The 16,788-nt window shown below is 38.0% G+C and carries 14 protein-coding genes; 12 read left to right on the plus strand and 2 right to left on the minus strand.

From position 1 onward, the window contains the following. Positions 1-154: 154 nt before the first annotated feature. From CEQ75_RS08690 to CEQ75_RS19350, 11 genes are all read left to right on the plus strand, one after another. Complete coding sequence (locus CEQ75_RS08690) at positions 155-2,281, plus strand: C40 family peptidase (RefSeq protein WP_242965422.1); 2,127 nt, start codon at positions 155-157, stop codon at positions 2,279-2,281. 75 nt (positions 2,282-2,356) lie between these two features. After that, positions 2,357-3,103, plus strand: coding sequence for a poly-gamma-glutamate hydrolase family protein (locus CEQ75_RS08695; protein ID WP_089609983.1), 747 nt, complete (start codon positions 2,357-2,359; stop codon positions 3,101-3,103). Positions 3,104-3,457: 354 nt separating this feature from the next. Then, the gene (gene pgsB, locus CEQ75_RS08700) at positions 3,458-4,678 is read left to right on the plus strand and encodes a poly-gamma-glutamate synthase PgsB (protein ID WP_089609984.1); all 1,221 of its coding nucleotides are present in this window, start codon (positions 3,458-3,460) and stop codon (positions 4,676-4,678) included. Positions 4,679-4,699: 21 nt separating this feature from the next. After that, on the plus strand, positions 4,700-5,152 hold the full coding sequence (pgsC, locus tag CEQ75_RS08705) for a poly-gamma-glutamate biosynthesis protein PgsC (RefSeq protein ID WP_089609985.1): 453 nt from the start codon (positions 4,700-4,702) through the stop codon (positions 5,150-5,152). Between the two features lie 40 nt (positions 5,153-5,192). Beyond that, positions 5,193-5,417 carry a hypothetical protein gene (locus tag CEQ75_RS08710; protein ID WP_089609986.1) on the plus strand — a complete coding sequence of 75 codons (225 nt, stop codon included), beginning with the start codon at positions 5,193-5,195 and terminating at the stop codon, positions 5,415-5,417. A 26-nt stretch (positions 5,418-5,443) separates the two neighbouring features. After that, positions 5,444-6,232 carry a poly-gamma-glutamate hydrolase family protein gene (locus CEQ75_RS08715; protein ID WP_242965423.1) on the plus strand — a complete coding sequence of 263 codons (789 nt, stop codon included), beginning with the start codon at positions 5,444-5,446 and terminating at the stop codon, positions 6,230-6,232. A 443-nt stretch (positions 6,233-6,675) separates the two neighbouring features. After that, complete coding sequence (locus CEQ75_RS08720; RefSeq protein ID WP_089609987.1) at positions 6,676-7,377, plus strand: response regulator transcription factor; 702 nt, start codon at positions 6,676-6,678, stop codon at positions 7,375-7,377. Positions 7,378-7,383: 6 nt separating this feature from the next. Continuing rightward, positions 7,384-8,940, plus strand: coding sequence for a sensor histidine kinase (locus CEQ75_RS08725; protein ID WP_089609988.1), 1,557 nt, complete (start codon positions 7,384-7,386; stop codon positions 8,938-8,940). 148 nt (positions 8,941-9,088) lie between these two features. Further along, on the plus strand, positions 9,089-9,820 hold the full coding sequence (locus CEQ75_RS08730) for a VWA domain-containing protein (RefSeq protein WP_089609989.1): 732 nt from the start codon (positions 9,089-9,091) through the stop codon (positions 9,818-9,820). 231 nt (positions 9,821-10,051) lie between these two features. Next, a complete protein-coding gene (locus CEQ75_RS19345) occupies positions 10,052-10,495 on the plus strand; it encodes a hypothetical protein (protein WP_338032011.1) in 444 nt (147 codons plus the stop codon). After that, positions 10,450-11,169, plus strand: a complete 720-nt coding sequence (locus CEQ75_RS19350; protein WP_338032012.1) for a hypothetical protein — start codon at positions 10,450-10,452, stop codon at positions 11,167-11,169. Before CEQ75_RS19345 ends, CEQ75_RS19350 begins: the two co-directional genes overlap by 46 nt. A 26-nt stretch (positions 11,170-11,195) precedes the next feature. On the opposite strand, the gene CEQ75_RS08740 is transcribed toward CEQ75_RS19350, so the two are convergent. Further along, entirely contained in the window at positions 11,196-12,659 is a 1,464-nt protein-coding gene (locus tag CEQ75_RS08740; RefSeq protein ID WP_089609990.1) for a sigma-54 interaction domain-containing protein, read from the minus strand. Between the two features lie 427 nt (positions 12,660-13,086). Between CEQ75_RS08740 and CEQ75_RS08745 the strand changes: the two genes are divergently transcribed. After that, on the plus strand, positions 13,087-14,544 hold the full coding sequence (locus CEQ75_RS08745; RefSeq protein ID WP_089612566.1) for an APC family permease: 1,458 nt from the start codon (positions 13,087-13,089) through the stop codon (positions 14,542-14,544). Positions 14,545-14,717: 173 nt separating this feature from the next. Here CEQ75_RS08745 and CEQ75_RS08750 read toward each other — a convergent pair whose 3' ends face one another. Next, entirely contained in the window at positions 14,718-16,169 is a 1,452-nt protein-coding gene (locus CEQ75_RS08750; protein ID WP_089609991.1) for a sigma-54 interaction domain-containing protein, read from the minus strand. Positions 16,170-16,788 lie beyond the last annotated feature (619 nt).

The raw sequence follows: 16,788 nt of genomic DNA on the forward strand, positions 1-16,788 counted from the left end.
ATTTGATTATGAATTCTAGTTCCTTGGATGCTTATTTGGCGAGGTATGGAAAGCAGTCTATTATTTTACGTTTAGTGAAAAGTGTAAGGAAAATGATGACCTAAGGAAAATATTAAATATTATTAACAAGGAGGATTGGGGGAGGAATTCAATTATGAAGTTGCGAATACTTTATATTGTCTTATGCAATAATGCTAAACCAGTAAGATTTAACGCAGGAATTCTTAGTAGCTCTAATTTAGGAGAGAGGGTGATTTTGATACTGAACCAATTGAAAAGAATAAATGTCCTATTCCCATGGTTAATCCTAGTGATCCTGTTAACTGTTGCAAGTCCGTCCTATGGATATGATAATGAGACAGATATTCAAACAGTTTTGCTTGCGGAAAGTTTAATAGGCAAACCTTATGTGCCAGGGGGAAATACACCGGAGAAGGGGTTTGACAGTATCGGGTTTATTCAGTACATATATAAAGAGGGAGAAAATATTGTCCTCCCCAGATCGCCATCACAATTATGGAAGCTGGGTAAACCTATAGAACGCAGTGAAATACAGCCCGGGGATGTTCTTTTCTTTAATGGAAGCAATAACATGATAGCAGCAATATATACGGGCGACGATATCATGATTGTTGTATCGACTACTGAAGGGGTAGTAGAACGGAATATCGTACAGGATTCCTATTGGAGGGAACGGTATAAAGGTGCAAGACGCTATACAGATATAGCTGAGGAATTAAATCCTGCCGCCCAAAAAGCTCTTGAATTAGTGGGATCTCCTTATAAACCTGGAGGTAATGATCCAAATGGCTTTGATCACTCCGGATTTGTACAATACGTTTTTAGTAATATCTACAAACTTGATTTTCCCAGAACATCGAATGAGCAATGGCGAATAGGTATGGAAGTAGACCCTGCTCATCTTGATTCCGGTGATGTCCTGTTCTTTCAGGGAAGCGATGTACTGCTGCCGGGAATACATATCGATAATGGGATTTTTGTAATTGTTACAACGACTGGAGTCGCTGCCCTGGATCTTGAAACAAGCGATTATTGGAATTCCAGGTTGCTGGGGGCAAGGCGGTTTGCCAGGGGTATTATTGAAAGTTCCGCCGCCGTAAACAATCCAATTGTGCAAAGAGCCATGGAGCTGATTGATACACCCTATAACCCAGTGGGGAATTCACCAAGTGAAGGCTTTAATACGACGAACTTTGTACGTTATGTTTATAAAGACGTATTGGGCATACAGCTCCCTGTCTTAGCTGAAAGGATCTACGAAATGGGCGGAGCGATTTTCAAACAAGATCTGCAGCCAGGAGACTTGGTGTTTTTCCAGGGAAACAGTCTTATCCCCGGTATTTATAAAGGAAATGGCAGATTTATCGTTCAGACAACAGAAGGAGTTATGGAAAGGGATCTGGAGAGCGCGTATTGGTCAGGGATATATAAAGTCGCAAAACGGCTTACAGAGGAGGACATATATTATTTACAGCCTGAAAATCACAGGAATCATGATAAACCGGTTATTCAGGAAGCAATAAAGTATTTGGGAACTCCTTATTTGCTGCGCGGAGAAACACCGGAGGGTTTTGACTGTTCTTATTTAATTCAGACAGTCTTCAGAGACGCTAAAAAAGCTTATTTGCCCCGCATAACATATAAACAGTGGGAAGTCGGCGAAACTATAAATTTTGAAGATAAGGTCCCCGGAGACGTGCTTTATTTTTCTGAAGTATTGCCGGAGGACGGAGAATCACATCATGGTGCAATTTATCTGGGAGGTAATTATATCATCCATGCCTCCTACGACGAACGCATGACTACAATCAGCTATTTAGGACAAAATTTACTGGATAAGCTTGTTGTAGTAAAGCGCTTTGATTCGCTTAGTTTGCGGCTAGATGAAAAAGTTGTTGAAGAAGCATATAAAACCCTGGGTACACCATACTTAGCAGGGGGAAATACCCCTGAAGGCTTTAATCATTCCGGCTTTATTCAATACGTGATGAAAGCAGGTTTAGGCATTGATCTGCCCAGATATTCATCTCAGCAATGGGCTTTAGGAACTGAAATAGCAAGGGAAGATTTAAAGATTGGAGATGTGCTATTCTTTGAGGGATCCAGCAAGATACTACTACCTGGTTTGTATATTGGCAATGGTCAATTTTTCATCGTTACAGAATCTGAAGGTGTAGCAATTCGTGATCTTAATGTCTCAGGTAGTTACTGGAATTCACGATATGTTGGCACAAGACGTTATGAAAAAATCACTGAGTAGTCGGATGGATTAAAGTGACAAAAAAAGCCCTCAAATGAGGGTTTTTTTGTACCGAAAAACACGAGGGAGGAAAAGATGAATTTAAGAAAGCATGCTAAAACAATTAATGTATTTGTGATGCTATTCTTTATTTTATTGATCATTTATTCAGCTTATGTAAAACTAGATGGAGTAAAATTGAAAGATGAGAATAAAACACTGGAAAACCAATTAACCACAGCAAATGAAAAAATAAAAGAACAAGAGAATGAACTGAATGATTTGAAAATTGTATTGGAAGCTCAAACAGATGTGGATGTTGATTATTTAATTGAGGCTAATGTTACAGATTCTAATGTAGCAGTTATAGCGATTCATGGGGGTAAAATTGAAAAAGGTACTACCGAATTAGCATATGCTTTAGCTACCCAAAATAATTTCAACTATTATTCTTTTCTGGGTTCCAAAAGTACAGATAATCTTTCACTGCGTGTTCCATCAGACGAATTTGCCGAAGCAGCTGCCCTGCATATGGTTTCTAAATCAACAACTACATTATCAATCCACGGCTGTGAAGGGGAAGAGGAATTCACATATGTTGGAGGTAAGGATACTGAGTTGTCAGAAAGAATAAAAAAATCTCTGACTGAGTATGGTTTTGTGGTGAAAGATGCTCCCAAAGGTTTGGATGGTACCTCGCTAGATAACATAGTAAATAATAATATCTACGGCCGGGGGGTACAGATCGAAATATCAAATGGCCTAAGAATAGAGTTTTTGTCATCTGATAAGTCTTTAACCGATTATGTTCTTGCAATAAGTGAGGCATTCGACAATTGGTAAGCATATATCATCGCGCTGCCACTATGCTTCCTCCTGCCTATCATCATAAAAACAACATAAAAACAACCAATTCGAAGATAGAATTGGTTGTTTTTATGTTTTCAGAAAGTATTTAGTGTTCTAACTAAGACTTGGGCGAGGTTCCTATTTTGTAACAATTATACATAAGATTGCAAAGAATATTTATCTCTCAGAAAAGAAGGCTTCATATTCTTATACTATACTTACTTTGGAGGGGAGGTGTTGTGGACAAGCTCATCTTTTATATGAATATTTGACAAATTGTCTAAAAAGTAAAGGCACAAGAATGGGGATCTGATGTACTGGATTTCATTTAAAGAAAGGAAAGGACCAATGTGCAGTTTCGTTATTGTGCTTATGATTTTTGTTATAGCCTTAGGTGTTTATGAACAAATAAACCATAACAAAAATTTAAGCCGCATCAATCTTAGAATTAATATAAATGGTACAAGAGGTAAGTCAACTGCAACAAGATTAATTACCGGTATTTTAAAAGAAGCAGGAGCTAAGGTTGTCGGAAAAACGACGGGAACCAGTGCGAGAATAATTTATTGGGACAAGAAAGAAGAAGAACCAATCATACGAGGTCCTCTAGGTCCAAATATTATCGAACAAAAAACTGTCGTAAAAAAAGCAGTAAAACTTGGTGCATCTGCCTTTGTAACAGAATGCATGGCTGTAAATCCCGATTATCAGATTATTTTTCAGGAAAAGCTGGTGAAAGCCAATATAGGAGTTATTGTTAATGTGCGTGAAGATCATATGGATGTGTGCGGCCCGACTTTAGATTTTATTGCCGAGTCCTTTACGGCTACAATTCCAAAAAACGGAACCCTAATTATTGATGATAGCAAATATAATGACTATTTCATTGAAAAAGCTGAAAAAAGAAAATGCCGGGTATTAATTGCCAATGAAAAAGAAATCCCGGATGGTTATCTGGAGAAATTCAAATATGTGATTTTTCCGCAAAATGTTGCTATTGCAATGGCTGTGGCTAAAGCCCTAAACATTGACAAAGATACTGCGTTAAGGGGCATGTTAAACGCTAATCCTGACCCGGGAGCATTAATGATCCATGCCTTAGACAAAAGAAGAACCACATATTTTGTCAATGCTTTTGCTGCCAATGATCCAAGTTCCACCCGCATGATTTGGGAGCATATTACGTCGCTTGGTTATCCGACAAAAAATCCTATGGTAATCATAAATTGCAGGCCTGACAGGGTTGACAGGACATTGCAATTAGCGGAAGAGGTCTTAACAAATATGGAAATTGGTATTCTTGTTGCAATGGGCCAGACAGTAAATCCAGTTACCGAAGGAGTAAACAGCAAAAAGATATCTCCCGAGAAATACGTAAATGCTGAAGGTTTGTCTGCTCCTGAGGTTTATAAAACAATTAAGGATTTTTTTAGAAACAGAGTAATTTTTGCCATTGGAAACATTCATGGCGGCGGCGAAGAACTGGCAGAGTTGATCATTCACGACTTCCCCAAAGAAACAAGAACTCGCTTCAACCTGGAGACGGAGCAGGTGGCACAAGGTATGTAATTGTTAAAGGAGGGTTTATAGTTGCTTGTTACGGAAATTGGCACAATTTTAATTTTGGGTGTAATTTTCAGCCTATTGTTTACAGAAATTAGTGGAATTTTACCTGCCGGTCTGATTGTACCAGGATATTTAGTATTGCTTATTAATAGTCCCCAGGCAATATTACTAACATTGCTCATTAGCCTCTTGACTTATTTAGTAGTTGACTTAGGAGTAAGCAAGGTTACAATTCTATACGGCAAAAGAAAATTTGTCGCAATGATAACAGTGGCAATAGTGCTGCAGTTTATTTTGTATGCAACACTGCCCCTGGAGTATCGTTATATCTCCGGATTGGCAGCAGTTGGTATTGTTGTGCCTGGATTAATAGCAAACACAATTCAACGTCAAGGCGTTGCGACAACACTTATGAGTACGGGTTTGTTATGTGCTGTCACTTATGCCGGTACATTATTATTAAACATTAAAGTTTGAATGAGAGAGGAGGTGAATAATATGAGGAAGGAGGTGTAAAATGAGCACTTTACACGAGATCGTAAATAACAAACACTACCTGAACAGAACGAAACCTGTTAGAGAAAAAAGTAAGCATGAAGCTGCTGGGATTTTTAATGCACTGACAATGAAAGAAAAATGCCTGTATCTCGTTAAAATCAGCAAGAAGAATACCCGTTTTCAAGCACTTGGGCTAATGGGATTAACTCTGTTGATTATTACTGTTGACTACCTGTTAATATGATTGTTTAAGAAAGGAGCAAACTAAGTATGAATAAACAATTTATCAAAACAATTGCTTTAGTTACTTTGTTGACCTTTGGAGTTGCTTTAGGTGGATATGCCTTTACATCAGGTTATAGTAGTTTTGCGGAACTGGCTGCAGCGGAAGATCCTTCAAGCTATAACGTTAAAACCAGTGTTGTGGGCAGCAATACCACAATTTTAGCTATCCACGGGGGAGGTATTGAAAGAGGCACCTCAGAATTAGTACAGGCCTTGGGTAGGACAGGAAAATATAACACTTACTCATTTGAAGGACTTAAAGCGAATGATAATGGCAGTCTATTTATAAAGGCCATAAATTTTGACGAACCAAAAGCTGTTAGTTTAGTTAATCAGTCAAACTATACTGTTACTGTGATCGGAGCTGCCGGCGATGACGAAGTTACATATGTTGGCGGTCAGAATAAGTTATTGGCAGAATTGGTGAGATTGCATCTGACTACTAAAGGGTATAATGTAAAAACCTTGGGTATTGCTGATCGTATTGCTGGTGTTATGGACAGCAATATCGTGAATAAGAATAAATTGTTTAATGGAAATTATGAACTTGGCGGTGTTCAGATTGCTATCTCCAATGGATTAAGAGATAAGTTAGTATCTGATTCCGGTTCCTTAAATAATTATTCAGGCGCCATCGATCAAGCACTGAGCCAAAGCTGGCCAACAATGACTAAACTGATGAATAAGGTTAGTAAAAATAATAATTATAATGGGTTTATGAATCGTTTTAACCCCGAAAAGAAAAACTTTGATAAAAAGTCAATAAAGCATTAGAAAAAGGCGCAAATAATCCCACTGAATTAATTGAAAATGTTAAAGAAGTAACAGAAGAGTAAGCGAAAAATCACAGTTAACAGACGCCGGTCAAGTACTTATCAATAACTTGACCGGCCTTTTAATCAACCATGTATGACGGAACTGTAATATTTGTTTATAAATTAAAAATACTTTTTAATATCATTGTAAATGGCTGGTAATAATCATCCAATAAAATATGATTATAAATGGAAAATTTCTGAAATGGAGCAACTATATGATAAAATCAATGTATAAAGAAGCTCTGGTCAATATATTAATAACTTAAAGTCCCCAATATTAGCCCGGCATTAAGACATATATTCTTTTTGTCGGGCGTATTATGTATATTAGATAAAGTAGAACAGTTATTTGAACAATCATAAATGCAATTATGACAAACGAATACGGGGAGATAAAAAATGTCTTATTTGGGAAAAGTATTAGTAATTGATGATGATCAGAATGTTCTGGAATTAATTAAACTATATGGGGAAAGAGAAGGCTTTAATGTTATAGGGATAGATGACGGTGATCTGGCGCTGGCAGCTTATGATAGAGAAAATCCTGATGTTGTAATTCTTGATATCATGCTCCCTGGGATCGATGGTCTTACATTATGCAGTAAGTTAAGGTCGATACGTATGGTTCCGATAATTATGCTAACTGCGAAAGGGGAAGAGGCAGATCGTGTATTAGGTCTTGAAATGGGTGCAGATGATTATGTTTCGAAACCTTTTAGCCCGAGGGAACTTGTCGCAAGAATAAAAGCTGTTCAGCGGAGAACTCAGCCGTTAGATGCTTTAACTACATTTAATAAGTTAAAATACCTTGGATTAGAAATAGAAGGAGATATTAGAAGGGTGCATGTCAATGATTCAATCGTAGATTTAACACCCCGAGAATTTGATTTACTTTATCATCTGGCCCAGAATCCACGCCGTGTCTTTAAAAGAGAAGATTTATTAACAGCTGTATGGGGATATGACTATTTTGGAGATCAGCGTACTGTTGATGTTCATATTCGCAGGTTAAGGGAAAAATTAAAAAATCTGCCCTATGAATGTATTACAACAGTTTGGGGTGTTGGATATCAGTTTACACCTCCATCAAAGGAGGAATGATCCTACTTGAATCAATCGATGCAGGACAAGAGAAATGGTCAAGGAGTTTTTAATAATATAATAGTTTTTTTAAATAAGATTAAACATAATCTGTCACAACAATATAATAAGAACATTTATACCAGGATACTCTTTACCAATGTTGTAGTTTTTACAATAGCCCTTTTCGTGTTAATAAATTTTGCAAATTTTATAGTAACGCATTCCGTATATGACCAAGTTCAGCAGGATTTACTGCGTAAATCAAAAAGGGTTAATTATGCCTTAACTAATAAAAATATTTCAGCTGAACCCAAGAGCGGTAATCAGTTTGCAAATGAAAAAGAACTATTAAGGTTTTTGGCAGATAGTTTTAACATCAAGATTATTATATTTGACAAAGATGGAACAATACTAAGTACATCTGAGGAGCAGGAATTAGTCCCCCTAAGCAAAATAGATGCCAAATATACGGAGATGCTGATAAGTGGTGAAACCAAAGTAGCACGTATAACTGATAAGGAAACGGGTCAGCTTACTTTTACAGCTTCCATTCCAATGGGAAATGTTGAAGATACTGAACATACAGTTGAAAAAGGCATATTTTTAGAATCTAAACCGGCTAATCTTGATGCAAGTCTAAATAAAATGAGGTTGCTGATGCTTTTGGGAGGAATAATTGTTTTAATATTTATTATTTTTATTTCTCTTTACTTAGCAAATCGTATCTCAAGGCCTATTTCACGATTAGTTACCAGTTTAGCAGAGTTTAATGGGGGTAACTACGTAATAAGCGATGAGAACAAATCCTTTGATGAAATAAATGATCTGGCAGATCAAATTAAAAAGCTAACTGTCAACTTAGAAGAAATTCAGTCCAAAAGTAATAAATATGAAGAAGAAAGAACAAGATTATTTGCAGAAATATCTCATGAATTACGCACACCTCTTACTGCTGTTCAAGGATTTACTGAGGCCATTCGTGACGATGTTGTTGAAGATGAAATGCTGCAGAAAAAATATTTAGATATGATTTACGATCAAACAATACATATTAACAGACTGGTAGATGATATATTGTCCTTAAGCCGCATAGAAAGCGGTGATGTCACTGTAGGAAAATTACCTTTAGATTTAGTAGCACTGGCTCATGGGGTAATAATGTCCATGGAGGATCTTGCTAACAATAATAACACCACAATTACGTTTAATAAAAATTCAGATGATGCTATTATGATAGGTGATGTTGACAGAATGGAACAAATTATTAGAAATCTGCTTAAAAATGCCATCAATGCAACTGAAAATGGCAATATAAAGGTCACAATAGATTCGAATGAAAGTGATATCCTCTTTAGCATTGAAGATACTGGGGTAGGAATATCTCCGGAAGAACTACCCCATATTTGGGATCGGTTTTATCGGGCTAAGCATCAACGAAACACTGATTTAGAGGTGAAAGGGACTGGGTTAGGGCTGGTAATTGTTAACAAACTTGTTAAACTCCAAGATGGGAAAATTGATGTTGAAAGTCAATTAGGTAAAGGAACAATATTTCGTCTAAGTTTTCCCAGGGTGATATGATTTGTCCTATCAAAGCGCTGCTGAAACACTGCAGTGCTTTTTTTATTAAATATTAACGAAAGATTTACCTGGATTTAATCTTATTTTTACATTGGCATCCTATAATAAAAGTACTTTAATAAAAAAATTAATGGAGTAGTGAAAAGAAATGACAAATCAAAACAAAAACGTGCTTGAAGAAAAAGTGCTCACTGAATTAAATATAAGAAAAGGTATTTTTGAAACAAGTGCAGCCCAAAAGAATGCCCTTGATCTGAAAGTTCAGGTGGAAATTGCCTTTGATAGTTCAGGATCCATGCCTCCCCTCTATCGAAACGGTACGGTTCAAGCAATCATTGAGGCAATATTCCCCTTTGCATCATATTTTAATCAAGAAAAAGAATTAAATTTATGCACATTTTCCCATGATGTAAAAAAGCATAAGTCGGTTACAGAGTCCAATTTATATAACTATACCTTAGATGAAATCTTTAAAAATCGAAAGTTCCCCTTATGCGGCAGAAGAGAATTCTATCCTTTGATGCATGATATTTTCACCAGAGATCAAGAAGCGGACAATCAGGATTGTACCCGATTGGTGTTCATCGTAACCAACGGCAATGCTTATGACCAGGATCGTTATCAGGAACTCCTTCTGGAAAGTTCCCACAAAAATATCTTTTGGCAGTTTATCAGTTTGGAAACTGCCCTGCAAGGAAATCTTCTTAACAAAGAGCTCCTGGCCGGTCAAGGAGCCAATAACATCGGTTTCTTAGGATTTCCTATTGACAGACCTGTTTTTCATAAAAGATTCTACGATCTCTTTTTGAACAAATTCTTACTCTGGGAAAAAGAAGCCAGACTGAAAGGAATTATTTCAAGAAGATCTCAGGTTGCTTAATTTGCTTAAATAAGGTTTGGCAAGCAGTTAACAGAGGTATTGTTTACTTGGCTTAAAGATCGTCTTAACAAAGACGATCTTTAAGCCATTTTTTGATTAAAAAGTACACATCAACACTCGGTTTTGTTTACATTAAAAGCTAAAATTTCAAAGGATATCCCGGTAAAAGTATAGAAGATCATAAAACAAATAGAGTATAAAAGATTATAAAAAACAAAGTGGGTGATTGGGATGATGTCAACGCATCGAGCAAGGTATCTGGAACAAATACTGGAAAAGGCTTATCAAGAAATCACTTTATCAAAAAAAGAGATTACTTATTTATTAGGATTAAAGCAGGGGGAAGAAATGAACCAGGTCTTTCAGATGGCAGAGACCCTGCGCCAAAGGTATTTCGGAGATAAAATCTTTATGTATGGGTTTGTCTATTTTTCTACCTATTGCCAAAAGGATTGCGCCTTTTGCCTTTATCGAAAATCAAATCATAGCTTACAGCGCTATCGGAAAAGTGAGGCAGAAATCCTGGAGATTGCCTGTTCTTTAAAAGAGTCCGGTGTTCATTTGCTTGACTTGACCATGGGGGAAGATCCTCAATATTTGTGCCGGGATCAAGAAGGGGTGGACAAACTTTGCGGCGTGATCGAAAAGGTGAAAAAAATACCGGTTTACCTTTAATGGTTTCTCCCGGTGTAGTTTCAGGAACCGTGCTTAAAAGGTTCAGGGATATCGGTGTCAATTGGTATGCTTTATATCAGGAAACCCATACCCGTTCATTGTACGCCAAATTAAGGTTGCAGCAGGATTATGATCAACGTCTCCAGGCAAAAAAAACAGCTCATCAAATCGGGATGCTTATCGAAGAAGGATTGCTTACGGGTATTGGGGATCAGGGTGAGGATGTGGTAAATTCTCTACTCGTGATGGAAGATTTAAGGGCGGAACAGGTCAGGGTGATGAGTTTTATTCCTCAGGAAAGGACACCCATGGAAAATTGGTTCTCCCCGCCCCGGGTCCGGGAGTCTTTGATTATCGCTATTATGAGAATTATGTTTCCCGATCGTTTGATTCCCGCCTCCCTGGATGTGGATGGCATCAACGGCCTGAAACAAAGGCTGGCAGCAGGGGCCAATGTTGTAACCTCCATTATCCCTTCCCAGTCGGGACTGGCTGGGGTGTCAAACTCCGATTTGGATATTGAGGATGGGAACAGAACGGTATATCGGGTCACAAACATTCTGGAAGAACTGAATTTAGCACCCGCCTCCCTTGATGAATACATGTATTGGCTCGATCAAAGAACAAGTTTGGTCCGGCCCGAATTGGATTATGGAAGAGAACTCTTAGGCTAAAGGTATCCCTTTCCTGGACAAAGGAATTATCCCTTTAAACCGGCAAGATGATATGTTCTGATTTTCTGATGCAGGTATTGCCGAGAAATGCCCAGGGACAAGGCTGTTTTTGTAATATTTCCTTGATGTTGGACCAGGGAGGTCTTAATCAGGTTTTTTTCTGTTTCCAGCAATGTGCTTTTTAAGGTTCCTTGATGGACCGGGGCTTCTGGAAGACGATCTGATTGACCTAGCCTTTCCCGGAAGGACTCCGACAAATGGCTTATGTTTAAGACCTTATCTTCGGCTTGGACAAAATTCATACCGTTTTCAATGAAGTTCTTTAATTCCCGGATATTCCCCGGCCAGTCATATTGGTAAAACTGTTGCAGAAGATCGTCTGAAATCTGATTAATTAACAGACCAAACTCCTGATTATAATGCTGGATGAAATGGATGGCCAGGATACCGATATCTTCTTTGCGCTCCCTGAGGGGAGGAATATTAATCGTAACGGTCGCCAAACGAAAGTACAAGTCTGGACGAAATGTTTGATTTTCTATCGCTTCCAGGGGATCGGTATTGCTGGAACTGATAATCCTGCAATTGAGGGCGGTTTGCTTTTCACTCCCCAGTCTGCGTACGGTTTTTTCCTGGAGAACTCTTAATAATTTCGATTGCAGGGGCAGGGACATGGAATTAATTTCATCTAAATAAACGGTGCCGTCTGCTGCCTGCTCAAAAAGGCCGGGCATATCCGTCGCACCGCTGAACGCTCCTTTTACAGTGCCAAAGAGCAGACTTTCCAGGAGCGTATCCGGAATGGCGGCACAATTAATAGGGATAAATGGTTCCCCGCTATGAAGAGCAGCATTATGAATGCCATGGGCAAAAAGCTCCTTGCCGGTTCCTGTTTCCCCTACGATTAAGACATGGGAATTGTGTACCGCAATTTTGCGCGCTTCTGCAATTATTTCCTGGATTTTCTGGTTGACACTGATGATATCTTCCAGATGATACCCATTTTCCAGGGAGAGCTTTTGATCTTGATCAAAGAATTGTTTATGGATGTTTAAGGTCGTGGCAATAAAATCACCCATTTGATTCATATTGCGGAAAATGACAAAAACTGCTGCGATTTTACCTTGATCAAAAAAAGGATAAGCGCTGAAAATCATATTGGTTTTTCTGCCGTCTTTGGAGCGAAACCAATAAGGTTGTTCAGTGACGGGGATTCCGGTTTTCAAGATCATTTTTGTCACTTCATCTGAAAAATAAAAAGGTTGGGGATAAACCTCATCCTCTTTTTTTCCCAATATATCCTCTCTGTTGAAACCTTCCAATTTTTCCGCTTCCCGATTGTAGAGAATGAATTCATCCCTTTCATTGACGGCGAGTACCGATTCATGGACTTTATCCAGGATTGTTTTCAATAATTGATTTTCTCTTCCCAGAGCCTCGTTTTCCTCTTCCAGTCTTTTGGCCCGATCACCATCATCTGATCTATTCAAATCGATTACCTCCAAACATCAGCCCGGTTTCATAATCACGAGAATAAATATACTAATCATTAATTTTCTTGTGCATTTATTATATGATGTCCGCTAAATATTTACAATCGAAGAAAATTTATATGAAAATATAGATTTAAAATACATAAGACAAGATATTAAACACAATTGAACAATAAATTTTTCATATCCAAAAAAAATTACAAGGGTAGATGATTGCTTGATGTTGAAAACTATTTGATTATTAAAATAAACTATTAATTTATATTAATTAAAAATTAAATTTTGCGGAAGGTGTGCTGAATTCTTGTTTTTGATTTTAAGGAGGTGATATTTTATTGCTCCGGATTAAATGATAAGAAGAGGGTTGAGGATTGTTAGTTTTTAGGATGAGTCGGTAAGAGACGGGAAGAGACAAGTGTTATGGATGGTAATGAGCGGTTCTATTAAACCGGATAAAGGGGTGTATATATTGGAAAGAACATTAGATTGGAAACAAGGCTTGGCAATTGCTCTGGGCGTACCCTTATTGATCTTGCCTTCTATCGGTTATTTTACAAGTTATGTGTGGGGGTTTTCAATTATTATTTGGATTCTTTCGATTACCCAGGGTTTTATTCAGAATTTTGCCTATGGTGAGTTAGCCTCAAGGTATCCGGAGGCGAGTGGTTTACCGGGTTTTGTTCAAGTAATCTTTAAAGGTAATACAGATAATGAATATTGCGCAAGCAAATTTATCGGTGGCTTTAGTGCATGGGGATATTGGTTTGCCTGGAACCCTGTACTGGCAATATATTCCATATTAATTGGCACTTATCTTCATGGGTTGATTCCGGCATTTAATAATGTTCCTGTCTATTTCTTGTCTTTAGCTTCCGGCATCGTTATTTTTGGTTTCCTGATTTTAATTAACTGGAAGGGGGTTGCGGGGGGAGCTAAATTAGGATATATTCTTGCCGTGTTTTCAATTACACCTCTCATGTTCATCTCGATTTCTACTTTTTTTACCGGCAGTTTCCATGTGGGTAATATTACCAATTATATGCTGCCTTTAGATTGGCAATGGGATTCAGCGCATATTATTATCTTACTTGGTCTGATGGCTATGGCTCAATGGAGCGCATGTGCGTGGGAAACAGCGGCTATTTATGCACCCGAATATAAAAATCCTAAAAAGGATATTCCCAAAGCTTTATTCGTATGTGGTATCTTTTGCATTTTTACCTTTGTTGTGGTCCAAATGGCATGTGTTGGCACACTGGGGGTTGAGGCAATTATTGCCGAACCTTATTCCCCAATGTTAGGTCTGGCCCAGATATCATTAGGTGATATCGGTGTTCTGATCGCAATTCCGATGCTTTTGGCATCAATGGTGTTAATTATTCAAACCGGGCTTCTGGGCTCGTCCAAAGCGATGCAATCTATGGCGCAGGAGGGTAATCTGCCTCAAATATTAGGTAAATCTAATATACATAATGTGCCGATTGTAGCGATGATAATTATTTCATTATTTAATTTGGTATTAATTGGCTTAGGCAATCCTTCCACCATTTTAGCGGCATCAGCCTTGGGTTATTCCGTGGCCAATGGTATCAGTCTGTTTGCTTATTTTAAAGCAAGCAAAACTGCTCCTCAGGTAAAAGATGATGAATATTTTAAAGCACCCAAGGGTTGGAAGTATTTGGCTCTTGCTTGTGGGATCTTAAATATTCCATTATATTTTATCGGTATTACGATGATTAACATCTTGGATTTTGGCTTACAGTCAGCTTTAATTGGACTTATCGTTCTCTTGCTCTATGTTCCATTATGGTATTATTCTAAATGCGAAGCCAGAGACCGGAGGATCATGGATCATCAAAAGAACCTGGGTGGCAGTAATTAAGTTCCCGTAAAAAGAAGACCCTGACGTTGTCGGGGTCTTCTCTTTACTCTTTACGATATGCAATTTAACAAATTCCAAGACTCCCACTTCTATAAGTGGGAGCTCCTATTTTCACTTCAGGTGGGGTAGATTCCCTATCTGAAGCCCCGATGTTCAGCTTTAGCTGAACGAGTTCACTTATTATCAAGACCCAGGGTTTTTATCTTATAGTATAAATTTTGTCTGGAGATACCTAAATCCTGGGCTGTTTTGGTAATATTGTTCCTGTTTTGGGCAAGGTACTGTTTAATCAGATTTTTTTCTGTTTCTGCCAAAATTGATTGTAATGTTCCGGTATGTGTTGCCGGGTGGGCGCAGTCTTTATTGCTTTCCAGTCTTTCTCGGAAATATTCCGGCAAATGGTCAAGCTCCAGGATGGTATCCTCCCTTTGAATAAAATTCATGGCACTTTCCACAAAATTCTCCAATTCCCTGACATTGCCCGGCCAAGCGTATTTCTCAAAGGCATAAAGTAATTCGTTTGAAAGATCATGAACAAAGAGATCGAACTCCAAGTTGAATTTTTCGATAAAATGCATGGTCAATACTTTAATATCTTCTTGTCTTTCCACCAGGGGCGGAATATTGATGGTGATGGTTGCCAGACGGAAGTATAGGTCGGAGCGTATGGTTTGCTCCTGCACCGCTTGGGTAGGGTCTACATTGGTAGCACTGATGACGCGGCAATTTACTGGAATGGGCACACTGCCTCCTAATCGGCGCACTTTCTTTTCTTGAAGAACTCTTAAAAGTTTTGCTTGCAGGGACAGGGGCATGGAGTTGATTTCATCCAGAAAAATAGTACCGTCTTCCGCCTGCTCAAATAATCCGGGCACATCGGTCGCTCCGGTAAAAGCACCTTTTACCGTGCCAAAAAGCATACTTTCTAATAATGTTTCCGGAATCGCGGCACAATTAATCCCAATAAAAGGACCCTTGGCAAACAAACTGGCATTGTGAATCCCTTGAGCAAAAAGCTCCTTCCCGGTGCCGGTTTTACCAAAGATAAGAACAGGGGATTGACGGGGAGCAATTTGCCGGGCTTCCCGGACAATTTTTTTCATTTGAACACTCTTCCCGACAATATCGTCCAGAAGATATAGGGCATCCTTACGGTAATAATTAGTTTCCTTGGTAAATTTCTTTTGTAATTCCATGGTATTGGCGATAAAATCACTCATTTGATTCATATTTCGGAAGATGACATAAACAGAAGTAACCTCGCCCCTATAAAAGAAGGGAAAGGCACTGTAGATCATATTGGTTTTTCTGCCATTGGTTAGATAGTACCAGTAAGGCTGTTCCAGAATAGGCTTGCCGGTGTTAAAAACTTTTTTTGTCACCTCGTCAGCAAAATAATAAGGCTGGAAAAAGGCCTCTTTTTCAGTTTTTCCCAACACTTCTTTGCGGTCCAGGTTTTCCATTCGTTCTGACTCTCGGTTATATAAGGTGATTTTACCATCTTTATGAACCACATAGACCGCTTCATGGATACTGTCAATTATTTTTCTAAAGAGCAGATTCTCTTCCTCCAGCATATCCGGTTGATCAGCAATTTCCGCCTTAGAATGCCCGGTTAACGGCATTTAAACACCTCCCCATCAATTCTGTTAATCTTTTCATATTCATTTCGAAAAAAGATTAATTTTTTTGTCATGATCTAAACCGAGGTAGTAATATCTTGCGCAAAAAGTGTAACAAAATTTTTCGGAGTAAGATTTTATGACGCCTATTTTCATTAAGTTCAAAGCCATGCGTGTAACAATATTGTTACAATGCTCGTCCACTTCTCCGATTTTGGCAAATATTTTTATGAAAAACACTGATATTTCAAGGCTTTTAGGGATATGATGAATATGGCATGATATTTGCTTATTAATAAATGTATAAATAGTATAAATGAACTAATAATCGTAAAAATAGTATTAAAGATTGATTTTACTTAATTGACAGATCCTATTTTCAGAAAAGTACAAAAAGTATAATAAATGTATTATATTAGTTCAATTATATTATAATTTTCCCATGGAAACAAGGGTTGCTTTTCACAGGTTTATCTTTAAATTCAATCCTGGTGAGAAATATTGAAACCGAAGGAGGGATTTAGGATTTAATTAAAACCGGATGCATCTTCAGTCGGTGAACTTTGTAAAAATTGCCCAGTTAAGGGATGGTACAAGCATTCCAGGATTATAAATCAATTAT

The organism is Dehalobacterium formicoaceticum (assembly GCF_002224645.1).
Classification (GTDB): Bacteria; Bacillota; Dehalobacteriia; order Dehalobacteriales; family Dehalobacteriaceae; genus Dehalobacterium; species Dehalobacterium formicoaceticum.

Excerpts from the sequence above, each read along its gene's own strand:
- CEQ75_RS08690 (WP_242965422.1), top strand. The coding sequence starts at position 155 with ATGAAGTTGCGAATACTTTATATTGTCTTATGCAATAATGCTAAACCA.
- CEQ75_RS08695 (WP_089609983.1), top strand. The coding sequence starts at position 2,357 with ATGAATTTAAGAAAGCATGCTAAAACAATTAATGTATTTGTGATGCTA.
- pgsB (WP_089609984.1), top strand. The coding sequence starts at position 3,458 with ATGTGCAGTTTCGTTATTGTGCTTATGATTTTTGTTATAGCCTTAGGT.
- CEQ75_RS08710 (WP_089609986.1), top strand. The coding sequence starts at position 5,193 with ATGAGCACTTTACACGAGATCGTAAATAACAAACACTACCTGAACAGA.
- CEQ75_RS08715 (WP_242965423.1), top strand. The coding sequence starts at position 5,444 with ATGAATAAACAATTTATCAAAACAATTGCTTTAGTTACTTTGTTGACC.
- CEQ75_RS08720 (WP_089609987.1), top strand. The coding sequence starts at position 6,676 with ATGTCTTATTTGGGAAAAGTATTAGTAATTGATGATGATCAGAATGTT.
- CEQ75_RS08730 (WP_089609989.1), top strand. The coding sequence starts at position 9,089 with ATGACAAATCAAAACAAAAACGTGCTTGAAGAAAAAGTGCTCACTGAA.
- CEQ75_RS19345 (WP_338032011.1), top strand. The coding sequence starts at position 10,052 with ATGATGTCAACGCATCGAGCAAGGTATCTGGAACAAATACTGGAAAAG.
- CEQ75_RS08745 (WP_089612566.1), top strand. The coding sequence starts at position 13,087 with ATGGTAATGAGCGGTTCTATTAAACCGGATAAAGGGGTGTATATATTG.
- CEQ75_RS08750 (WP_089609991.1), bottom strand. The coding sequence starts at position 16,169 with ATGCCGTTAACCGGGCATTCTAAGGCGGAAATTGCTGATCAACCGGAT.